This window comes from Citrobacter sp. Cpo089, assembly GCF_030332695.1.
Lineage (GTDB): Bacteria > Pseudomonadota > Gammaproteobacteria > Enterobacterales > Enterobacteriaceae > Citrobacter > Citrobacter portucalensis.
This window is the reverse complement of record NZ_JAOWHJ010000073.1, coordinates 78,829-100,835: the sequence shown is the minus strand read 5'-3', so window position 1 is coordinate 100,835 and position 22,007 is coordinate 78,829. Positions and strand designations below refer to the sequence as shown.

Genomic DNA, 22,007 nt, shown 5'->3' with positions numbered 1-22,007 from the left:
TCGGTGGAGCTGCATGACAAAGTCATCGGGCATTATCTGAACATAAAACACTATCAATAAGTTGGAGTCATTACCCGTTAGGGCTTTCATGAAGAAGTAGATGGGTTCTCAATCGAATGGATGCAAATGCTTCCTGAGTTAAATCTTCAAAATCATCTTGAGTTAAAAAAGATACTTTCATAAAAACCACCATATCAATGTCAGGAAAATAAATTTTTTAAGATCGTATCAGCGGCCATTTCCACAGAGAATTTCTCTTGTAACAAAGAGAAAGCATTATTCCCAAGACTTTTTCTTAGCTGAGTATCCTCTGCAAGAGATATCGCTGCATTAAGCAAAGCCTCATCGTTGCCGTTAACAAAAGCAAAACCTGCCTTTGCACTATTAATAACCTGCATAACATCATTACCTTCATTAACACTACCTAATATAGGAAGCTTATTCGCCATATATCCTAATAATTTACCTGGGTAATTATGAACTGAATGATTTTTAGCAAGACTGAATAGGCCAACATCTACAACTTTTAATACAGACTTAAATTCACATTGGGTTATAGATGGTAAATATGTGCAATTATTCAATGAGTTATTTAAAATAAAATTCTCAACAACAGGTACCTCATCTCCCTGACCAACTAATAAAAAATGAACATCATCACGATAAGCCATTGATTTAACCAGCCTCATTAAGTTCATCATATCCTGAGCATGTCCAATATTACCACCATAAAAAAAGATCACTTTATCCTGAAGTGACATTTTTGACAATAGAGTTGAATGCGGAATTATATCTATGCTTTTGAAATTAGCCCAATTAAATAAAACTTGCACATTGTACTTATCACTATATTTGTTGATAAAAATATCTTTATTTCTATCTGACATTACACCAATACAGTCTGCAGCATTATAATTGATCCGCTCAAAGCATCTGAAGTATTTCTCTGCGAGCCCATTTTTCTTAATTATTTTCTGATCCACTAACCATTGAGGAAAAGAATCTCTTAATATTAAGTAAGATTTACAGCGGTGCTTTTGTTTAATTTTTTTTACTAACGGCCCGAAAAATATAGATGGTGAGTAGTATACAATTCCATCTATTTTATCTTCGCTAAGATGTTTACTAACAAATCGCCATGCATTAAATGAAAGTGCAGATTCATTTATAGCCCTATAGAACTTAGATACATCTTTTATAGATCCATTAGGAAATTTATAAATTGTAACACCATCCAACTTCAAAATATCAAGAGATTTAATTTTATCGTCAGGACAAATAACGACTGGTTCATGACCTTTGCATAAAAGTTCACATGCCAATTCATGCATCATTTTTGCACTAACGCGAGTACTATGAGGTAAATAGTCATCACATATTAACGCAATACGCATTAGGATTTTTTCCAAACTTTTTGATTAACAAAGTTGGTATAGCTCATAATAATTCTAAGAATTTTAATTGAAACATTATCTATCTGATAATCTGTAACCATATGGAGGTCACGATCATTGTCACCACGTTTTTGACTCTGTAAAATGTCGATTCCCTGAATAATTCTGTTTTTATCCAGCCCGACAAACATAACAGCAGCTTCTTCAAATCCTTCAGGTCGCTCATGCACTTCACGAAGGTTTAATGCTGGAAAATTCAACACCGATGATTCTTCAGTTATAGTTCCACTATCTGAAAGTACAACACGAGCATTCTGCTGCAGTTTTATATAATCTAAAAAGCCAAATGGCTTAGAAAAAATGATATTATTACTTACCGTAATATCCAAAGCATCAATTCTATTACGAGTGCGCGGATGTGTTGATACTATTATTGGCAATTTATATTTCTCAGACAATGCATTTAACGTCTCAATTAGAGAGCGCAATTTTTGAGGTGAATCAACATTTTCTTCTCGATGGCTACTGACAAGGAAATAACCAGATGATTGTAGGTTAAGTTTTTCAAGAATAGAGGAAGCTACAATTTTTTCCTTATAAAAATTTAAAACCTCTCTCATCGGGCTACCAGTTTTAATAATTTGATCTGCTGAAACACCCTCCCTCAACAGATATTCCCTGGCTATTTCACTATATGTCAAATTGATATCTGAAATATGATCAACAATCTTTCTATTTATCTCCTCTGGAACCCTGAAATCAAAGCATCGATTTCCCGCTTCCATATGAAAAATGGGAATTTTACGTCTTTTAGCTGCAATGGAAACTAGAGCACTATTTGTGTCACCGAGAATAAGCAAAGCTTCAGGTTGCAATTTATCAAACACCTTATCGGCCTCAATAATTACGTTTCCAATAGTCTCAGCAGCATTCTGACCTGCAGCATTCAGGAAAAAATCAGGTTTTCTGATTTCAAGCTCATTAAAGAATACTTCATTGAGTTCGTAATCATAATTTTGCCCTGTATGAACAAGAAAATGTTCAGTGTACTCATCGAGAACAGCAATGACCCGAGATAAACGAATAATTTCAGGTCTAGTACCAACTACAGTAACAACCCGTATTTTTGTTTTAGAAATATTTATTGTATTCATCATTCATCTTCTCAATTAATTTAGTCCAAGGTTCTGGGGCAAAATTTGTTTTATTACTAAATAGTGCAGAATTCAAGCTGCGGTCTATTCTAAAATCGTCAGTTGGCTTTATATCAATATTTTTGCCATATACTTTTTTTATAATATTCAGTAAATCATATTTACTAATTGGGTCTACACTTAAATGAAATAAGCCAGAAAGGTTGTTTGGAAGAACATACTCATGGATAACCTCTGCCATATAACAAGTCGGGAGTCCGGAGAATATTGCGTTAGTAAATCCTGTCACTGAATTCTGTTGTGATAAAAACCAGTCAACAAGGCTATGATTTGACCCCAACTCATGACCGATAATAGAAGTTCGTAATGTTAAATGTCCATCATAACCAACTTCACCTAAGAACTTAGATTTTCCATATAAATCTATAGCATCAGACTCATCATCCTCAACATAATTACCTTTCGTACCTTTAAAAATGCAATCAGTTGAAAAATGGATTAATTTCGCATTATGAGCTGAACATAATTTAGCTAATTTGTGTGGAAGTAATGAGTTAATTTCAATAGACAATATATTGTTTTTTGCCGCATCAAGTTGTTTAATTATGCCAACGCAGTTGAGGACAATATTTGGCTTATGCTCTGCTACTACAGACTCTAATCGTTTAAAATCAGTGGCATCAACATTGTCAATAATTTTCACATTGAGCTTTTGTTCAAGCTGTTCTGCAACAACAATATTTCTTGTCGTACCAAGAACTTCATAACCACCAATCGATGAAAAATAGCGTAGTAAACTACTACCTAGCATGCCATTTGCACCAACAATTAGGATTTTTTTACGCATCTGGATCTGCCTTTTCACCAGCTTCAATTTTATTGATATAGTCTAATTTTCGAAGGAGATCTATCATTTCCTCAACATTTAAACGACGGGTATTATGAGAGTTATAGTCTTCAAAAGACTGAATTTCTTTAGTCCCTTTATCGAAGAATTTTTCATAATTTAGATCGCGTTTATCACTAGGTATACGATAGTAATTACCTTGGTCTTCTGCAACTAACATTTCTTCTCGACTACATAGTACCTCGAATAGTTTCTCACCATGGCGAGTTCCGATAATATTAATTGGGTGAGAATGTTGTTTAGTTATTTCAAGTAATGACTTTGTTAGTGTTTCTATTGTTGCAGCTGGTGCTTTTTGAACAAAAATATCACCATTAGTGCCATGCTCGAATGCATGTAACACAAGGTCTACGGCATCATCTAAAGTCATCATGAATCGAGTCATGCACGGATCGGTGATGGTGATTGGGCGTCCTTCAAGGATTTGATTAATAAAGAGAGGGATGACTGAACCTCGTGACGCCATTACATTCCCATATCGCGTAGCACAGATTGTAATATTTTTAGGTAGATTTCTTGACTTAGCTACGATGACTTTTTCCATCATAGCCTTAGATGTACCCATCGCATTAATTGGATAAACAGCTTTATCAGTACTTAAACAAACAATACGTGAAACTTTATTTGCAATTGCAGCTTCCAATACGTTATCAGTCCCAATAACGTTAGTCTTAACTGCCTCCATTGGATAGAACTCACATGAAGGTACTTGCTTTAATGCTGCTGCATGATATATGAAATCGACCCCACGAGTCGCTGTCAATACACTACTATAGTCTCTAACGTCGCCTATATAAAATTTCAGCTTATCACTTGCGTATTTTTTACGCATATCATCTTGTTTTTTCTCATCACGACTAAAGATTCGAATTTCGCCAATATCTGAATCTAAAAAGCGTCGTAAAACAGCATTCCCAAAAGAGCCAGTACCACCAGTAATTAGTAAAGTAGCATTTTTAAACATTGTTTCCCCCTATCAAATGAGTTTAAAGAAATCCGGCCATGAAGAACGATTGTTATTTTCGTAAGGCCTGATTGGTGTACCAGAAATAATATCCAGTGCTCTAGAAATTGAAAAAGCCCACTCGTCTACATCATTGTATTTAACAAAAACACTTCCTTCATAATTATCGAGTACATCGCGTGCATATGGTAAATCGCTGCACACTATTCGTTTACCTAATGAAGCAGCTTCAATTAGTGGTAGTCCATATGATTCTATATAACTTGGAAACACAACTAACGATGCTCTTTTATATTCCTTTTGGAGATCATTATAAGATATAACACCAAGATATTCTATATTTTTTAATAAGTTATTTTTATAGACAAAACGGTCAAAGTTCTTATATTCTCCCTCATCAAAAGTAACTTGAAATTTGATATCATGAATGTGATACTTCTCTACTAATTGTGTTAAGGCCTTGAGGATTACTATGTGGTTTTTATAGCTTAATGCTGTGGCTGGATATAATAATGTTTTTCTTGATATTTTTTCATCTTCTTTTATTTCATTTAAAACCTTCAAGTCTGGTTTTATAACAACAACTTGATTCTTTCTTAATCTTTTGCATTTATTTAATACACTTTCTTTCATCCATTCAGTTTGCACCACAAATATTGATTTCTCATTTATAAATTTAAAAATGAATAGTGCGTAGAATTTTTTATACAAAAGCAACTTAATGTTGCTAAAGCTAAACTCTTTTAGAAAAAAATCAAACTCGCTAAACGGGATAGGTTGATGGAGATATATTATCTGAGGATATGGAACATTTATACTTGAATTCTGTAAACAAATTATTTTTTTTACTTTGATTGAATGTCGCATTAAGAATATTTTGCATCCAATCCAATCCCAATAAATTCGTTTCACCCACCCTTTGGGACTATTTTTAACGTAGATAATATTATCATGACTTGGTAAATCTACTGCAGCTGGAACAAAAACAATATAATTATTAATATCATTCGCAGCGTGCTGAATAAATTGTCGTAAAATAGTCAATGCCCCACTTGCTGCCAATGCAGTTGCACTAACGATTATATATTCTTTCTTCTTATCGAACATTAAACACCTACTTATAGTTATTCCCATTACAACATTTTATTAAATAAATTACTCCCGTATCATTATCAATAATTGAGAATAATTAAACACTATTCAAGTCCTGTATTTACATGAATTTATATAAACCTCATGTTCATTATCTAAAAATGCGTTTAACACATCAAAAATCATTTCCTTATTATAAATTTAATTCCTCCAGAAAAATAAAAAAACACAGTGCTAAATATATACGGAAAAAATCCTTGCCCATAAACATTTTCAATGCTAACAGTATAAATTGTATAAAAAAGAATAAAAAAAAGCAATATATCATATTGCCCTGAATAAGATGACATAGAATCAAAATACATTTTTGCTATGATTAACAATGTTATTGTGATAAAAATCAAAAGAATGAAATCGGGAAAGCTTGAATTAAATAATATATAATAATACATGACAATGCCAAAATCAGAACTAGTGTACTGATTTAAATCCGGATAAAATGATGCAATGACATTATTATTTAAAATTCTATAGTCTTTATCAATTAATCCACCGGGTATAATTGGCCTTAGCAAGGATGCTGACTCTTTAAAGGTAATATTTTCCTTTTGATACAATTTGATGATGGAATCATAATTTTGATATGCACCTAAAGAAACAGGGTTCATCGATAATCTTGATGTAAGTTGCTCCACACCTTGAAAATAACTTATAGGTGCAACAGTACTCCCCCGAATTTCGTTTTTTATGACATATGCATACTGATAAATCCATCCACCAAAAAATATAATAAAAAGAGGTAACAAAAAAACAAATTTACTTTTATTTCGTTGAAAGCGCGCATAAGCCTCCAAAAAAAACATAATAAGCAGAAAACTCGTCCACCCTTGAAGAATCTTGAATGTTATAAATAGCAATATATTAATAGTAAATAGTAAGTTTTTCCTATAAGAAAAATCCTTTTCCATTCTAAACGTCAAAAAAAACAGGTATATAAAAGGTTCTGGTTTTAAAAAAGCAAATAATGGACTGTATGGCGATGCAGAAATCTCATTAACATTAGTAGTTACCTTTCCAACACTGGTAATAAGCAGAAATAGAATCTGTGCTACTAACAAAATTAATAGAAGTTTATTAATCCTTTCCTTTACAAATACAACACCAAGGTTTTTATTTATTTTCACCCTAAAGCTTGAAAGCATGGAAAATATAAAATAACAAGCCACAAACGACATTATATTAAAAAAACTAATTGATACCACTTCAAAAGATGAAATAGACCTTGTGAATTCTTCTAATTCCCCAGGATAATTATTCTGCGTCAGGGTTTGAAACATCGATATTAGCGCAGATATGATATATAACGTTAAGAATGAAATTATTAAATTTCTATTATTTTTCGACACTAGAATATACTCTTTTGAAATATGGTAGAGCTACAATACCTGTTTTTTTAAATGCTACATACATAACACTCAGGTTTTGTATTGAAATTACAAAAGAAACCGCGCAGCAGTATAAAAAAATATTACTCGCATTTAATGTTTGAATACAAGTAAATAAGATTACTAACATGATGAATGAGATAAATGTTATCCACATAAGTGATACACCATGACCTGTATGACTTAAGAGAAAGTCACATGGCCCTGTTGCGGAGTTAATAATCTGCCCCACAGCGAAAACTACTAATATATACCACGAAAACTGATAGTCAGAGCCAAAGACTATACCAATAAGCCAATAACCTAATATGAGCAATGATAACAATGTCATCGCACTCACCATGAATGAAAAATTACAACTGTGATGAATTTCCTTTTGTAATAACTCTTTATTATTAATTAATAAAGGTATACGATTAGCAGCTATTGCCCTTACTGATAATGTTGAAAAACTTAATAATGCTGCTAATCTAATAGCCAAACCATATTGAGCAACAATTGTAGCGTCAAAATTCTTAGAAACAAACCAAAGATCAATCTGTGAAAACAAATAGACAATGACCGTAGCAAAATAAATAGGTAAGATTTTCTTGAATGCTATTTTATCTTTTGGACAAATTCTAACAGTCGAGACATTTCTATATTTAGACATCCATTCATAGTAATTCATCACTAATGAAATAAACAACGAAAGCACATATAAAAATATCACATCCTCATTATAGTTAAATAATTTACTCGCGACGAGTAGAGCTATAAAGAATAATGTACTTACCCCACCATTATATAACTGGGAGGCTATATATGCCCCATTGCCTTTCATTAACTCTGTTAGTATACTGCTCACCCCGCTAATAACAGTGGCTAAAAATAAAAAATATCCATTCTCAACTTTTAATATTCCAACCAACCCCAATAATGCAATAATTGTTATTGGCATTGATATACATATTTTTTTTATAATTTCTTTATAAAGATCGTAAAGTTTAATTTTTTTAGCTGCTAAAATATTCAAAAATGGTGTCATGCCTAATAAAAAAACTTGTGTTAAAAATGTCGTATAACTTACAAAAAGAAAAAAAGAACTGACGATGTTTTTATCATATAGACGAACAATAATAATGCTTAAAAACATTGATATTAAAGAAACAAAGATCCTTGCTAAAAATGAACTTGACTGTTGCAAATAGCTATTTAGCATAGTTTTCATTTTTAAATTCATACTTAAGTTTATTGTAATAATAGGGATTTAATAAGTTGAGTCATTGACTCCATTAAGGCGATATCGCCTCGCGACTCTACATTCAAACGAACTACAGGTTCAGTGTTTGATAAACGCAGGTTAAAGCGCCAATCAGTGAACGACATACTGACTCCGTCAGTCCAATCAACGGTCAATGCTTCTGAAGCAAAATATGCTTCTACCCTAGCAATTGCTTCTTCCGGCTGCGCCAGTCGGTAATTTATTTCACCACTAGCAGGAAATGCCTTCATCCTGTCGCGGACTAATTCCCCTAAGGACTGTCCCTTCAAACATACTAATTCCGCAACCAGTAGCCACGGAATCATACCACTATCACAGTAAGCAAAATCTCGAAAATAGTGGTGTGCGCTCATCTCCCCACCATAGACAGCATTTTCAAGACGCATGCGTTCCTTGATAAAGGCATGTCCAGTTTTCGACATCACTGGGACGCCACCAGCAGTTGTTACGACTTCCTCAGTATTCCACGATAAACGTGGATCATGAATAATTTTTGATCCTGGATATTTATCTAAAAACGCTTCAGCCAACAGGCCGACAATGTAGTACCCCTCAATAAATTGTCCAGTTTCATCAAAGAAAAAACAGCGATCAAAATCACCGTCAAATGCAATGCCCATATCTGCGCCATGTTTAATAACAGCTTGGCGGGTATCAGCACGACACTCAGGGAGTAGCGGGTTTGGGATACCATTGGGAAAATTTCCATCGGGAGTATTGTGCACCTTAATTAACGATATAGGAACACCCATATCTTTTAACCTCTCTTCAATAGCATCAACTACGGGCCCGGCAGCGCCATTACCAGAATTAATTACCAGTTTCAACGGTGTAAAATTTTTGAAATCAATATACCCCATCAAGTGATCGATATATTTTTTCCGAAGATTGATCTTCCGATAACTACCTTGATTCTTCTTATTAACTGATGAAAAGTTGTTAATCTCAGCCAGTCGCTGTATATCATGCAAACCGGTGTCTCCACTGATTGGCCTTGCGCCCTTTCGTACCAATTTCATGCCATTGTAGTCCATTGGATTATGACTGGCGGTAACTTCGATGCCGCCATCCACACCAAGGTAGAAAGTGGCAAAGTAAATCTCCTCCGTACCAGACAGGCCAATATCCAGTATATCAACACCAGCATCTCTAAGACCATTGGAAAGTGCCAGTTTTAGCTTCTCACTTGACAGGCGTACATCACCACCCAATACAATGGTTTCCGGTTTTAAGTATTCGCCGTATGCTCGTCCGATCCGCCACGCGATCTCCTCATTAATTTCTTCATCCAATCTGCCACGAATATCATAGGCTTTAAAACAATTTAACTTATTCATTACTTTCCCTTTTCTAAAAGAATTCGTTTCTGATATGTAAATGATCAAATTTTAATTTTTAATTATTCGCTTGATAGCACAGCAAAGACGCAGCCTGAAGAAATGCAGCACTACCACAGGATATAGATAAATTACCTACACCCTCCCGTAGCGATCAGCAATACGCACCACATCATCTTCTTCAAGATAAGCACCAGAACGAACTTCAATTACATCAAGTGGAATTTTCCCTGGGTTTTCCAAACAGTGTGTAGCACCTTGTGGAATATAAATTGACTCATTTTCACCTAGCAGTTCGATTTTGCCGTTAACTGTTACTTTAGCTGTACCTGCCACTACAACCCAGTGTTCTGCGCGGTGGTGATGCATCTGTACAGATAACCCCTCTCCGGGTTTTACGGTGATCCGTTTGACTTGATAGCGTTCGCCTTTGTCGATAGAATCATATTTACCCCATGGTCGATATACTTCACGGTGAGTGTGGTGTTCGTGGCGACCCTCTGCTTTTATTTTTTCCACCACATTTTTGACATCTTGAACGCAGTGACGATCTGCAATTAGTACCGCATCTTTAGTTTGTACCACCACCAGATCTTTCACCCCCACAGTAGTTACCAACCCCGATTCAGCATATATATAGCTATTTTGGGTTTTCAGGCTAATAATGTCGCCATGATAGACATTTCCTTCTGCAGAGTGGGGGCACACCTCCCATAATGATGACCAAGATCCTACATCACTCCAACCTGCCGACATTGGCATTACTACCGCGTCCACAGTGTGTTCCATCACAGCATAATCTATTGATTCAGCGGGACAAGACTGGAATGACTGCTCATTAACGCGAATAAAGTCTAGATCTAGATCAGATGCACTCATAGACTTTTCACAAACTTCAAGAATATCTGGACGGTATTTTCGAAGTTCCTCCAGATAGCGACCGGCGCGGAACAAAAACATGCCACTGTTCCAATAGTATTCTCCACTCGCCACATATGCCTCAGCAGTTTCACGATCAGGCTTTTCGACAAATTGGGCAACTTCAAATGCAGATGAAGCACTAAGGGCCTGAGATAAATTTCCTCGACGAATATAACCATAACCTGTTTCAGGGTGATCAGGTATTATACCAAAAGTAACAAGCTTGCCATTTTCAGCGTATGAAACTGCATTTTGCACTGCTTCGCGGAAAGCATCTTCGTTTTGAATAATATGATCAGCAGCCAAAACTAATAGTATCGGATCATGATTTTCATTACTATTTATCTTAGCAAGAGCAGCAAGCGCTATTGCGGGAGCCGTATTACGGCCAAAAGGTTCAAGTATAATATTTCCAGCTAAGCTATTTATCTCTCTCAACTGCTCCGCAACTATAAATCGATGTTGTTCATTGCAAATAACTATCGGTTCTTCACAGTCAATCCCATCAAGCCTATCGATTGTGGTTTGAAGCATACTTGATTTGCCTTGCAAACGGAGAAATTGCTTGGGGTATAATTCTCTAGACAGTGGCCATAATCGACTCCCCATACCGCCAGCCATTATCACTGGACAAATTCTTGTATTACTCATTAATAACCTTCATTTACTTTAGTGGGATGTAAAACTTGATGCAAAATTCCTTAACTTACTGCATATCACCAGTTCGATGATTTTCATAATTAAAGATAATCATTATTATTCCCCTATGATCTACAGACATTATTATAGAAACCGACCATAGCATTGTAAAAACTAACAGAATCATTCTCTGTCAGGATAACTTTTTCAGAGTGTGTATTTATGCCAATGCATGAAAACTTAGTAGCAATAAGTGGCACTCCTAATTTTATGGCCTCTAAGTTTTTTATTTTAATACCTCCGCCAGTTAAGATCGGCGAAATGCTTGCAACACATGTTGTAAATAATTCATATAGCTCATTTTCGGACACTCTACCAGCGAAATAAATATTTTCAAAACAAGAAAAAGTCTTTTTTATATCTTCTGAAATTGATCCAGTAATCACAATCTTAGGTACACAAGTCCAATCCAACCCTGGATACTCAAGTAATTTCCGAATAGCAAAACTATTAGCGGGAAAATCTAAACTTCCCGTAAAAAGAAAAAAGGGTTCTATATGATTTATTTTCCGATTTATTATTTTTGTTATGTTTATATTATTGTGATTAATCAAGCAAAGATTATCATTGATGATATATCTTTTTTTATACTCGTTTAAATCTTCTTTCGATAAAAATGTGTATGTAATTTTCCCGGTGAGATTAAAAAGGTTTTTCTCGATAACTTTTAATAATAAAGATTGAATGTAATAATGGATTTTTTTTATTTTATTTGTTTCAGATATGTATAGACTGAAATAGAAATCAGATTCGACATTGTGGAAAGTATAATTCAATTTTATTTTATTATTTAGAATAAAATCACTAACACTCGCTAAAAAAATAGATTCCATAGATATTAACGATGGTTTAATTTGTTGAATTTTATCATCTAAAAATAATTTAAAACGACTATCATTGTTAATTAAAAAATAAGGTTCAGGCATTTTATAAATACATGATTTGGCATATGCTATAAGTCTGCCAAATCCATTATTTTTTTGTGAGGGACTGAATGAATAAAAAGATATATTTTTTGCTTTAAAAAAAATCTTAGCGTCATTGTCGACTTGATTCTTATAATTATAATGAATTACAGTTACAGTACTCCCTTTTTCTTGCTCATGTAAAATCCTGCCTAAAGAAAGTTTACGACCACCAGTGTCGTCTGGATAAACAAGGTCTAAAGTTAAGAATATGATATTTTCCACTACTTTTCCTAATTATCACAGTGGATAAAAACTCACGCTACCGCCCCTGGCTTTACAGCTACCAGTGCACTGCGTGCTCTCAAAATTTACTATGATAAGGTTTGGTTTGCCACTATGGCTCGAAACTCAAACGCTAATTGTCTTACCAAATGCTACCAGAAACAAGAAAAAATCTGACAAAGCCATGATTAAACTTGGTAGGTTAACTTGTTGTTATTGGTCATTTTTCATAAAAAAACGACAGTAACATTCCATTGCTAAAGCATAGAAGCTTGGATGTTAGCTGCCGCTATTTTCTGGCTTACCGTCACAAAGACCTGTAAATCTCTACTCGCTCAGCAACTTCTCGATGCTCTTACGGAACTTCGGACCTTCCTTCAGATTACGCAGTCCATACTTAACGAATGCCTGCATGTAACCCATCTTCTTGCCGCAGTCGTAGCTGTCGCCTGTCATCAGCATAGCATCAACAGACTGTTTTTTAGCCAATTCTGCAATAGCATCAGTTAACTGAATACGCCCCCAAGCACCTGGTTCAGTTTTTTCCAGTTCTGCCCAAATATCAGCCGAAAGCACGTAGCGCCCTACGGCCATCAGATCGGAATCCAGCGTTTGCGGTTGGTCGGGTTTTTCAATGAACTCAACGATACGGCTGACTTTACCTTCGTTGTCCAAAGCCTCTTTGGTTTGAATAACAGAGTATTCAGACAGATCACCTTCCATACGTTTAGCCAGCACCTGACTGCGCCCGGTTTCATTGAAACGTGCCACCATGGCAGCGAGGTTGTAGCGCAACGGATCCGCACTTGCGGTATCCAGAACGACGTCAGGTAATACCACGACAAACGGGTTATCGCCAATGATAGGGCGAGCACAAAGAATGGAATGCCCCAAACCCAGCAACTGAGCCTGACGAACGTTCATGATAGTCACGCCCGGAGGACAGATAGACTGCACTTCGGCTAAGAGCTGGCGTTTAACACGCTGCTCAAGCAACGATTCGAGTTCGTAAGAGGTGTCGAAGTGGTTCTCAACGGCGTTCTTAGACGCATGAGTCACCAGAACGATTTCTTTGATACCGGCAGCTACAATTTCGTCGACAATGTATTGAATCATCGGCTTGTCTACGATCGGCAGCATCTCTTTAGGGATTGCCTTCGTGGCAGGCAACATGTGCATCCCCAGACCTGCTACCGGAATAACTGCTTTCAAATTAATCATTAAGTCATTCACCTATTCAATTGTTGCTGAATTATAGCTTTTTAGCTTGTTTTAGCCAGTATGAATTACATTACTCCGATGCCGCGTATGTTACGCCGCTTAACTGTGGAATGCAGTAATCTTAATCCCAGGCGGGTACAACTTGAGCCAGGAATGGTCGCAAAGTTACCTCCCCTGCCCCGGCAGTCGAAAATTCACCGCTTCGACATTCACCACCTGATGGTTTACCCGGTCGATGTCAACTGAACTTTGCCCAGTTTCGTTTACTGCATGTACGTTGGCCAGTGAGAGTAGTGTGTCCTGTCTGGCCATAAACTTGCCGCGCACATCCTGGCGTAGATCGAAGTGCATCTTGAGCGCGGGTCCTGTTGTGGATTGCTGCATCACTCTGATGTTACGTAAAAAAAGGTGCTGCGGTTGGTTGTGCAACTCAAGCGTGGCTCGCTTCATCTCAACGTTGGTGATGGCCACGAACGACGTTGCATTACCTGATGAGATCTGAATGCCGCGTAATTTATATTCAAGTTTTGTGTTATCCAGATGGATATTATTTAACTTAAAGTTCTGCGGAATGGATAAATATCGTCCTTTAATAACACCGTAGCCAATGAGCATACCTGCGCTATTTTCCATATTGATATTATCAATCACGAAATTATCGCATCCATAAATAGCGACCGTCGCATTATCAATGCCCGCTTTCTTACTAAAATTTGGGGTAATATTTCGTGCAGTGATATTACGAATGATAAAATGTTTGCCGTTCTCTACATGGACTAGCTGTCGACAGTCGGTACCGGTGATATTCGCCACGACAAAGTTTTTTACCGCCAGTTCATCGGGATAGGAATTGTCATAGGTACTGCCCGCCAGCCCGATGCCGATGCCCCAGTTCACGTTGCCATTGGTACAGTTAATACGTTCAATGACATGGTCAGAAATGAGGATGTTGCTGTCGTTGATCGCCACATTCCACTCAATGGCATCCCCCTGTAGATCGCTAAAACGGCAGTTTGTAATCTTTACGTCATCCATCCGGTTATGAAATCCCTGACGCAGGATCCCATAGTTAGCGCGCGTGACGGTAATATCATCGATAACCAGATTACGCATCAGCCTCGGTGTTTTGCCGCCGATATAGATTTGCGTCACCGGGCCGAAACCACTCATGGCAATCCCTTTTATCACGCAGTCCGAACCGCGCACATCGAGAGTAACATTCCTTAGGCTCCCGCCCTGCTCACCCATCACCTTACATCCATCCTGCAGAATAAAGCGCCCTCGGCCATTGCCGCTTATTCGCCCTTGCAGGTGTAGCGTTTTGCCTGGCGGAATAACGACAGCGGTATTGAGATCCTTACATTCCAGTCCTTTGGGTACGACTACCGTTTGTCCTTCCTGGAACGCCTGCCGGAAAGAAGCGACCCAATCCTTTGGGTTGTAATCCTGAATGTTGACGCTATCCGATGATTCAAGCGCCCGGACAACGGGAGTATGCAGTACGACAAGCGCAGAGCCTGCCGTCAGAAAAGTACGGCGTGAGAGTTTGTTCTCTGACATACAACCTCGATTTACATCGTTTGCAGCAGACTGGCTAACTGTTTATTGATCGCTAGCTGATTAAATTCAGTTTCAATTTTTTCGCGCGCACACAGCACAATCGGCTGTACCTGCTCACTATCGAGCAGGCTAAATGCCGTTAAACGCTCTGCCAGTGCCTGCGCGTCATTTTCCGGTGCCAGCCAGCCAGACTTGCCCGACTCGACCAGCTCAGGGATCCCACTGTGAACGGTAGAAATCACCGGAATACCTACCGCCATCGCCTCCATCAGCGCCACCGGGATCCCCTCCATATCACCGTCTCTTCCGGTAATCGACGGCAGTAAAAATACATCCGCCTGCTCAAGCATCTCCTTTACCTGATGACTGGGCTTAAAGCCAGGCATCTCAATCACGTCATCAAGTTGATATTGCTCGATCAGCGTACGTAAACGACGCTCCCAAGGGCCGATACCCAGGATGCGATAACGAAATGAGACGCCCTGCTCTTTTAACTGTCGACAGGCTTCGATGGCGACGTGCAGTCCTTTTTTCTCGGTTAACCGGGCGACAGAGATAATTTCCAGCGGTGCAGCTGGTGCTTTCAGTTGGCGAGGGGTAAAACGCGTCATGTCGATACCCATACGCGAAACCGCGATTTTTTGCGGCGGGCATCCCATGTTTTTTAAACGTCCGGCCCAGAGATTGCTGATGGGTAACATCAAATCTCCACGTTGAAACAGTTGCTGATACTCAGGGGTATAGCGGGTAAGCACATCCCGATGCGAAACATCGACGCCGTGAAAAACCGTGGCGATTTTTCCGCGGATCATCCCAAGCTCACGCAACTTGGCGGCGGTTACGCCTGCCGGCCCAAAATGAGCAATAAAGACATCCGCCTGAAACGCCTGCGGATTCCCGCCGCAAATAGCCGCCAAAATCAGATTGCGCGCCTCCTCGCCATAGCGTGCAACATTAAGCGCCTTCCAGGTCGCTGCGCGGGTGAGACCGTGCAGAGCCGCCGCGGCCCTATATTTCAGCTTCGCCAGTTTGCTTTCCGGTTCATTGAGCAACCAGCGCGTTTTTTCACCCAGCCGGTAGGTATTAAATGAGGCATGCGTATTTTCAAGATCGCCCTTCTGCAAAGCGACAATCTCCACGTCGTAGCCCATATCGATAAATGCGGTTATCTGATTGAGTACAAAGGTCTCAGAAGAGAGCGGAAATTTAAGCAGGAAAAAGCCAATCTTCATTTTTCCCCCTCAATACGCGTTAAAACCGACTGCACCATGTGTACCCCGCGTTCGCGTTCACGTGTCACAGCGTCCCCAAGCCGTATGTTCAGTTCAGGTAACTGTCCGAGGGTATCGGCGACCTTTCCTTCCAGGCTGCCATCGAGCAGGTGGCGAATATCGACAGCCATCTCCGGTAACCCCAACTGTTGCATAATCCCTGCCGATTTATGCTCGTAGTTAATGGCGATGGCAGGCGTCATAAAATTCATCGAGATGATGGCCGAGTGCAAGCGAGTACCCACCGTCAGATCGCATGCTCCCAGAATCTTCCCCATCTCCAGATCGTTAAGTTCATCCATCACCACGTGATATCGAGCCGGGTCGTTAACATACTGGCGCAGGTTTAACGCCACCATGCGATCATCTTTGTTGTAACTATCAATACCGGTGCAGGTTGACAGTGCAATCACCTGGTAACCTTCATCGAGGATGCGGTTCACCACCCCGGCAAAGGCTTGCTCATAGGCCTGCTGCGTTGTCCCCAGACGCTTATCAAAAGGGGCCAACTCGCGTAATGTAATGGCAACGGTCTTCTGTTTAGCCGCCATATCTAACCAGTGCTGTACCGCATAACCTGGCTCAAAATCCTCATGATGATTGTCGACCAGCCAGGCCGTATCCACGCCTGTTTCAACTTTATCCGTGGTTACTTCGCTGCGCTTCATCAGATCAAGACTGACGGATTCACGTAAAATCAACGCATTACAGTGACCAAACACGTAGTTCGCCAGTTGATTAAACTGCTCATCCTGGAATGGCCCCACGCTGTGACCAATCATGTACAACGGTTTTTTCGCCATAAACGAACACAGGGCATGTTCAAACTGCGGTACGCCATACAGATCGACAAAGAACGATCCGCCGACCTGGATGATGGCGTCATAGCGCGACAGCAGACGAACAAAATCGGTAAAACCCTGGGCGATAGCGATATTGCGCAGATTACCGGAGTCGGTAACACGCGAGAGCAGTACCTGATGCTGATAGCGGCGACGCAGCACTTTCTTCACGCGCCCCATAACACCCGCTGCGTTGTTGTGTTGCTTCATCTGCGAATACAGCGGATCGCCCATCACCGGGCGGTTCAGCAACCATGAGGAGCTCACCGGGTAACGGCTCATAACATCCACTTCAGTCTCAGGACGCAACGCGTTAATGGCATCCAGTAAACCGCGCAGGATCGCGCTATCCCCTCGGTTCCCGCAGGTATGGTTGCCCAAAATTAATAGTTTCATTATGACCTCTTAAAGCGTTGTTCTTATCCTGCACGGAGCAAGGTTTTCATTTTTTCACTGCGACAGAGCTGGCGTTTTATTTCCACCACCAGCGGATGACGCGACAGCACCATCATTAGCGCAAACGCCAGCGCCCCTGCCGCTATCTGGCTCCCCAACAACACGCCCAACGACAGTTGCCCATGCAGCAACACACCCAGCGCATAACTCACCACAAGGGTTGGCAAGGAGAGATACAACGGCAGCCAAAGACTGAGCATGTACTGGCGGTAGCTGGGGCCAAGAACAGGTTTAATCATCACGAAATAGCTGAGGACTGTGTTAATCACCTGGACCAACAAAAAGCCCAGCGTCACGCCAATTGCCCCGGCCAGATGTCCACCGATGAAAATGGCGGGAATAAACAGAAAGGTTTTGAACACATTGAATTTAAAGCTGATATCAACCCGCGCTTTCGCCATCAAAAGCGATCCTATTGGATTCCCCACCGAGCGCAGCAGCCCAACAATGCACAGCAGTTGCAGGATGGGGATAATGCCGTTCCACTTCTCGCCGAATACCAGCGGCACCACATTATTCGACACCACCATCAGTCCCAGCAGCGCCGGGAAGTTGATAATCCCAACCACCGACAGCAGCTTGTAAAAATTCACTCGCAGCTTTTCACTGTCGTCCTGGATTTTGGCAAACGCCGGAAACAGCACGCGGGTGATAATCGGGTTCAGTTTGATCGGGGGGACAACCGCCACATTCCAGGCGAGATTGAATCCGCCCGCCACGCCAGCTCCCAACGTGCGGGCTAAAACCAGCGTGGAAAGGTTGGTATTGATGTAATTGATGATGCTGTCTGCCGTCAGCCACGCACCAAAACACAGATTCGACGAAACCGATGCCAGAGAAAAATGCAGCCCCGGACGGTAAATCCGGCGACCAAAATAGCCGAACAGCAGCGTACGTAGCGTACTGTTTACCAGATACCCGAGAATGGCCGTCAGTGCGAGCGGCCAGAAATGGGCGCTGACTACGGTAAAGGTAAAACCGGCCAGTACCGAACTGGTTTCAATCATGCCAATTTTGTTGAAGGCCAGCTCTTTTTGCATCAGCGCGCGAAACTGCTGCCCGTGCGGTATCACCACAAACGCCAGTGATAAGGTTTTGATGAGCGGTGCCAGTTCTGGGTTATTGAGCACATGGGCAATCGTCTCGCTCAACAGAAACATCGCCACGCATACCACGATACCCATCCCAACGTTGAGCCAGTACAGCGTGGTCAGTTCAAGATAGCCAATCTCTTTACGCTGAATAATTGAGTTGGCGATACCAAAGTCAGACAACGTATCGGCCAGCGCGATGATCACCAGCGCCACGGTTAACAACCCGAACTGGTGGTTATCAATAATCCGTGCCAGTACGGTCATCTGGATAAGCCCCAGACCAATGATGATCACCGTGGCAATCGCCGACCACTTTGCGCCGTTAAGCGTTTTTTCTCGTAAACTCATGTTAATACGCCGCTTTGTTGACAAAGCCTTTGAATACCGTCAGAAAAACAATTTTGATATCGAACCACACGCTCCACTCGCGAATGTATTCGAGGTCAAATTCCACACGTTTTTCCATTTTTTCCAGCGTATCGGTTTCACCCCGCCAGCCGTTGATTTGCGCCCAGCCGGTAATCCCCGGTTTCACCTTATGGCGTAACATGTACCCCTCGATCAGTTGGCGATACTGTTCGTTATGCGCTACCGCATGCGGGCGTGGCCCGACGATAGACATGCCTCCGGTCAGCACGTTAATAAACTGCGGCAGTTCATCGAGCGACGTTCGGCGCAGGAAATTCCCCACAGGGGTAACGCGCGGATCGTTTTGCGTCGCCTGCGTCACCACCGCGTCGTTTTCCATCACTTTCATCGAACGAAACTTCCAGACTTTGATCGGTTTGCCGTCCATGCCATAGCGGGTCTGGCGGAAAATCACCGGTCCTTTGGAGGTCAGTTTTACCAGTAGCGCTATGCCACACAGCACCGGAGAAATAAGCAGCAGGATCAGCGAAGCCAGCACGATATCTTCCGCGCGCTTTAACAGACGATTAATCCCCGAGAGCGGCGTGTCATACAGCGGCACCACCGGAATGCCGTTCATCTCTTCAATCCGTGAATGCAGAATGTTGAAGGTAAAGACATCAGGAATAAGGATCACAGAACAGGTGGTATCAGCCAGCTCACGCACCAGTTTTTTGACGCTGGCGCCATCGCTCATCGACATGGCGATATAAACGTTATGAATGCGTGAGGCTTTGGCGTCATCCACCAGTTGTTGCAGATTACCGGCCCAGTCGCGGGAGTTTTTTCCAGGGATAGGATCGTGATAGACACCTGCTACTTCAAACCCCAGCCACGGTTCATGGCGAAAACTGTCCAGTAGCATTTGTCCGGCTGGCAGCTCACCTGCCACCGCCACCCGACGAGTGTTGTACCCGCGATTGCGCATCCATCCCGCGCCGTAGCGAATAAACGAACGGCACAACACCAGGCCAACGCTGGATAGCAGATACCACGCCAGCCAGACGGCGAGACGGTTGTCAAAATCGTTATTAAAGGCGATCAGACCTGCGCAAAAAATCAGACTCAGCGACCAGTTTTGCAGTAACAGCACCAGCTCAGTGGAAATTTTGACACCACGCCAGGAGCGATAAAAATCCGTTATGCCACCGAGCATCTGAAAAACGACCAGCGTGATCAGCGCCACCAGCAGGTGCATGTACAGGAAAGGCAAACCGCTTAATTCGCAGATTACCCACAACCCGCCAAACATGATGGTGATATCTGAAAAGCGTTGCACCATCGAAATTAACGACGCATTGGTTTTGGCGCGTTCGCGCTTTTTTAGATGTGTCATCGTGGTTCCTGTTAGTCACCCTTTGCCCAGCATCGGGCAAAGGAAGCACCAGCATTACTGATTCAGTAACGCCAGAAGAGTGCGCGTTCGCGCTTCCATCAACGGAATATCTCCGCGCGATTCCACGTTCAGGCGCACCACCGGTTCGGTATTGGATGAGCGTAAATTAAAGCGCCAGTCGACAAACGACATGCTGATACCGTCCGTTCTGTCCACCGACAACGCCTCACGGGAAAAATGCTGCTCCACGCGCGCAATCGCCGCCGTCGGCTCTGCCAGTGTACTGTTTATTTCTCCGCTCGCCGGGTAGGCCACCATCCGGTCACGAACCAGTTCGCCCAGCGACTGCCCTTTCAGACACAGCAGCTCCGCCACCAGCAGCCACGGGATCATTCCGCTGTCGCAATAGGCAAAATCGCGGAAATAGTGGTGCGCGCTCATTTCACCGCCATAAATGGCATCTTCACGGCGCATCCGCTCTTTGATAAACGCGTGCCCGGTTTTAGACATCACCGGTTTACCGCCTGCCGCCGTCACCACATCCACGGTGTTCCAGGACAGGCGTGGGTCGTGGATAATTTTCGCCCCCGGATTCTTCTCCAGAAACGCTTCCGCCAGCAGGCCGACAATGTAGTAGCCTTCAATGAACTGACCTTTTTCATCGAACAGGAAGCAGCGGTCAAAATCACCGTCGAAGGCAATCCCCATATCCGCGCCGTGTTCAATCACCGCATTGCGCGTGTCGGCCCGGCATTCCGGCAGCAGAGGATTGGGAATACCGTTGGGGAAGTTGCCATCCGGCATGTTGTGAATTTTGATGAACTCGACCGGCACGCCCAGCGCCTTAAAACGGGCTTCAATGGCGTCAACCACCGGACCTGCCGCGCCGTTGCCGGAATTGAGCACCAGCTTCATCGGTTTCAGGTTGGCTGGATTGATGTAACCCAGCAGGTGGTCAATGTAGGCATCACGGGTAGTAATGCGCTGGTAGCGGCCACGTTTTGTCTCATCAACCGCCGGGAAGTCATTGGCTTCCGCCAGGCGCTGCACGTCGCGCAGACCGGTATCACCGCTGATGGGCCGAGCCCCTTCCCGCACCAGCTTCATGCCATTGTAATCCATCGGATTATGGCTGGCGGTCACTTCAATACCGCCGTCAATGCCCAGGTGGAAAGTGGCAAAATAAATCTCTTCGGTACCCGACATGCCAATATCCAGCACATCCACGCCTGCATCCTGCAGTCCTTTCGCCAGCGCCAGCTTCAGCGTCTCACTGGTCAGGCGCACATCGCCGCCAAGGGCAATCGTTTTTGGCTTCAGGTACTCGCCATAAGCGCGGCCAATACGCCACGCAATATCTTCATTCAGCTCTTCGCCCAGCCTGCCGCGAATATCGTAGGCTTTGAAACAGGTTAATTTCGTCATGATTTACCCTTCTTCAGGCAACAGTTA

The 22,007-nt window shown here is 41.8% G+C and carries 18 protein-coding genes; 1 reads left to right on the top strand and 17 read right to left on the bottom strand.

All coding sequences use genetic code 11. From position 1 onward, the window contains the following. The coding region (locus OGX92_RS23500) for an IS1 family transposase (protein WP_071528444.1) at nucleotides 1-60 on the top strand (60 nt) is incomplete at its 5' end. Between the two features lie 140 nt (nucleotides 61-200). On the opposite strand, the gene OGX92_RS20300 is transcribed toward OGX92_RS23500, so the two are convergent. From OGX92_RS20300 to cpsG (OGX92_RS20220), 17 genes are all read right to left on the bottom strand, one after another. Further along, nucleotides 201-1,394 (bottom strand): glycosyltransferase family 4 protein, encoded by a 1,194-nt coding sequence (locus tag OGX92_RS20300; RefSeq protein ID WP_286587003.1) that lies wholly within the window; start codon nucleotides 1,392-1,394, stop codon nucleotides 201-203. Continuing rightward, the gene (gene wecB, locus OGX92_RS20295; protein ID WP_286587024.1) at nucleotides 1,394-2,548 is read right to left on the bottom strand and encodes a non-hydrolyzing UDP-N-acetylglucosamine 2-epimerase; all 1,155 of its coding nucleotides are present in this window, start codon (nucleotides 2,546-2,548) and stop codon (nucleotides 1,394-1,396) included. The genes OGX92_RS20300 and wecB overlap by 1 nt, the downstream gene beginning before the upstream one ends. Continuing rightward, on the bottom strand, nucleotides 2,526-3,395 hold the full coding sequence (locus OGX92_RS20290) for a dTDP-4-dehydrorhamnose reductase family protein (RefSeq protein ID WP_149281916.1): 870 nt from the start codon (nucleotides 3,393-3,395) through the stop codon (nucleotides 2,526-2,528). The genes wecB and OGX92_RS20290 overlap by 23 nt, the downstream gene beginning before the upstream one ends. Continuing rightward, a complete protein-coding gene (locus OGX92_RS20285) occupies nucleotides 3,388-4,419 on the bottom strand; it encodes a polysaccharide biosynthesis protein (protein ID WP_149281915.1) in 1,032 nt (343 codons plus the stop codon). The genes OGX92_RS20290 and OGX92_RS20285 overlap by 8 nt, the downstream gene beginning before the upstream one ends. Nucleotides 4,420-4,431: 12 nt before the next feature. Next, nucleotides 4,432-5,526, bottom strand: coding sequence for a glycosyltransferase (locus OGX92_RS20280; RefSeq protein WP_191219849.1), 1,095 nt, complete (start codon nucleotides 5,524-5,526; stop codon nucleotides 4,432-4,434). Nucleotides 5,527-5,693: 167 nt separating this feature from the next. Next, nucleotides 5,694-6,917 (bottom strand): oligosaccharide repeat unit polymerase, encoded by a 1,224-nt coding sequence (wzy, locus tag OGX92_RS20275; RefSeq protein WP_286587002.1) that lies wholly within the window; start codon nucleotides 6,915-6,917, stop codon nucleotides 5,694-5,696. Further along, nucleotides 6,904-8,166, bottom strand: coding sequence for an MATE family efflux transporter (locus OGX92_RS20270; RefSeq protein WP_286587001.1), 1,263 nt, complete (start codon nucleotides 8,164-8,166; stop codon nucleotides 6,904-6,906). The genes wzy and OGX92_RS20270 overlap by 14 nt, the downstream gene beginning before the upstream one ends. Nucleotides 8,167-8,186: 20 nt before the next feature. Beyond that, complete coding sequence (cpsG, locus tag OGX92_RS20265; RefSeq protein WP_286587000.1) at nucleotides 8,187-9,557, bottom strand: phosphomannomutase CpsG; 1,371 nt, start codon at nucleotides 9,555-9,557, stop codon at nucleotides 8,187-8,189. A 135-nt stretch (nucleotides 9,558-9,692) separates the two neighbouring features. Next, nucleotides 9,693-11,129 (bottom strand): mannose-1-phosphate guanyltransferase, encoded by a 1,437-nt coding sequence (gene cpsB / locus OGX92_RS20260; RefSeq protein WP_286586999.1) that lies wholly within the window; start codon nucleotides 11,127-11,129, stop codon nucleotides 9,693-9,695. A gap of 113 nt (nucleotides 11,130-11,242) precedes the next feature. Next, nucleotides 11,243-12,367: a glycosyltransferase gene (locus OGX92_RS20255; protein WP_191219848.1), complete on the bottom strand. Its 1,125-nt coding sequence runs from the start codon at nucleotides 12,365-12,367 to the stop codon at nucleotides 11,243-11,245. 327 nt (nucleotides 12,368-12,694) lie between these two features. Next, the gene (gene galF / locus OGX92_RS20250) at nucleotides 12,695-13,588 is read right to left on the bottom strand and encodes a GalU regulator GalF (protein WP_060854693.1); all 894 of its coding nucleotides are present in this window, start codon (nucleotides 13,586-13,588) and stop codon (nucleotides 12,695-12,697) included. A 165-nt stretch (nucleotides 13,589-13,753) separates the two neighbouring features. Then, nucleotides 13,754-15,148 (bottom strand): colanic acid biosynthesis protein WcaM, encoded by a 1,395-nt coding sequence (gene wcaM, locus OGX92_RS20245; protein WP_286586998.1) that lies wholly within the window; start codon nucleotides 15,146-15,148, stop codon nucleotides 13,754-13,756. An 11-nt stretch (nucleotides 15,149-15,159) separates the two neighbouring features. Next, nucleotides 15,160-16,380 carry a colanic acid biosynthesis glycosyltransferase WcaL gene (gene wcaL / locus OGX92_RS20240; RefSeq protein ID WP_164562619.1) on the bottom strand — a complete coding sequence of 407 codons (1,221 nt, stop codon included), beginning with the start codon at nucleotides 16,378-16,380 and terminating at the stop codon, nucleotides 15,160-15,162. Then, nucleotides 16,377-17,657 carry a colanic acid biosynthesis pyruvyl transferase WcaK gene (gene wcaK, locus OGX92_RS20235; protein WP_257661838.1) on the bottom strand — a complete coding sequence of 427 codons (1,281 nt, stop codon included), beginning with the start codon at nucleotides 17,655-17,657 and terminating at the stop codon, nucleotides 16,377-16,379. The genes wcaL and wcaK overlap by 4 nt, the downstream gene beginning before the upstream one ends. Before the next feature lie 23 nt (nucleotides 17,658-17,680). After that, nucleotides 17,681-19,159 (bottom strand): colanic acid undecaprenyl disphosphate flippase WzxC, encoded by a 1,479-nt coding sequence (gene wzxC, locus OGX92_RS20230; protein WP_125112556.1) that lies wholly within the window; start codon nucleotides 19,157-19,159, stop codon nucleotides 17,681-17,683. 1 nt (nucleotide 19,160) lies between these two features. Next, on the bottom strand, nucleotides 19,161-20,555 hold the full coding sequence (gene wcaJ, locus OGX92_RS20225; protein WP_126317720.1) for an undecaprenyl-phosphate glucose phosphotransferase: 1,395 nt from the start codon (nucleotides 20,553-20,555) through the stop codon (nucleotides 19,161-19,163). A gap of 54 nt (nucleotides 20,556-20,609) precedes the next feature. Next, complete coding sequence (cpsG, locus tag OGX92_RS20220) at nucleotides 20,610-21,980, bottom strand: colanic acid biosynthesis phosphomannomutase CpsG (protein WP_286586997.1); 1,371 nt, start codon at nucleotides 21,978-21,980, stop codon at nucleotides 20,610-20,612. Nucleotides 21,981-22,007 lie beyond the last annotated feature (27 nt).

Coding starts and splice junctions, on each gene's coding strand:
- wzxC (WP_125112556.1), bottom strand. CDS start 19,159: ATGAGTTTACGAGAAAAAACGCTTAACGGCGCAAAGTGGTCGGCGATT.
- OGX92_RS20270 (WP_286587001.1), bottom strand. CDS start 8,166: ATGAAAACTATGCTAAATAGCTATTTGCAACAGTCAAGTTCATTTTTA.
- galF (WP_060854693.1), bottom strand. CDS start 13,588: ATGATTAATTTGAAAGCAGTTATTCCGGTAGCAGGTCTGGGGATGCAC.
- OGX92_RS20285 (WP_149281915.1), bottom strand. CDS start 4,419: ATGTTTAAAAATGCTACTTTACTAATTACTGGTGGTACTGGCTCTTTT.
- wcaK (WP_257661838.1), bottom strand. CDS start 17,657: ATGAAACTATTAATTTTGGGCAACCATACCTGCGGGAACCGAGGGGAT.
- cpsB (WP_286586999.1), bottom strand. CDS start 11,129: ATGAGTAATACAAGAATTTGTCCAGTGATAATGGCTGGCGGTATGGGG.
- wecB (WP_286587024.1), bottom strand. CDS start 2,548: ATGAATACAATAAATATTTCTAAAACAAAAATACGGGTTGTTACTGTA.
- wcaM (WP_286586998.1), bottom strand. CDS start 15,148: ATGTCAGAGAACAAACTCTCACGCCGTACTTTTCTGACGGCAGGCTCT.
- wcaJ (WP_126317720.1), bottom strand. CDS start 20,555: ATGACACATCTAAAAAAGCGCGAACGCGCCAAAACCAATGCGTCGTTA.
- OGX92_RS20290 (WP_149281916.1), bottom strand. CDS start 3,395: ATGCGTAAAAAAATCCTAATTGTTGGTGCAAATGGCATGCTAGGTAGT.
- OGX92_RS20300 (WP_286587003.1), bottom strand. CDS start 1,394: ATGCGTATTGCGTTAATATGTGATGACTATTTACCTCATAGTACTCGC.
- cpsG (WP_286586997.1), bottom strand. CDS start 21,980: ATGACGAAATTAACCTGTTTCAAAGCCTACGATATTCGCGGCAGGCTG.
- OGX92_RS20280 (WP_191219849.1), bottom strand. CDS start 5,526: ATGTTCGATAAGAAGAAAGAATATATAATCGTTAGTGCAACTGCATTG.
- wcaL (WP_164562619.1), bottom strand. CDS start 16,380: ATGAAGATTGGCTTTTTCCTGCTTAAATTTCCGCTCTCTTCTGAGACC.
- cpsG (WP_286587000.1), bottom strand. CDS start 9,557: ATGAATAAGTTAAATTGTTTTAAAGCCTATGATATTCGTGGCAGATTG.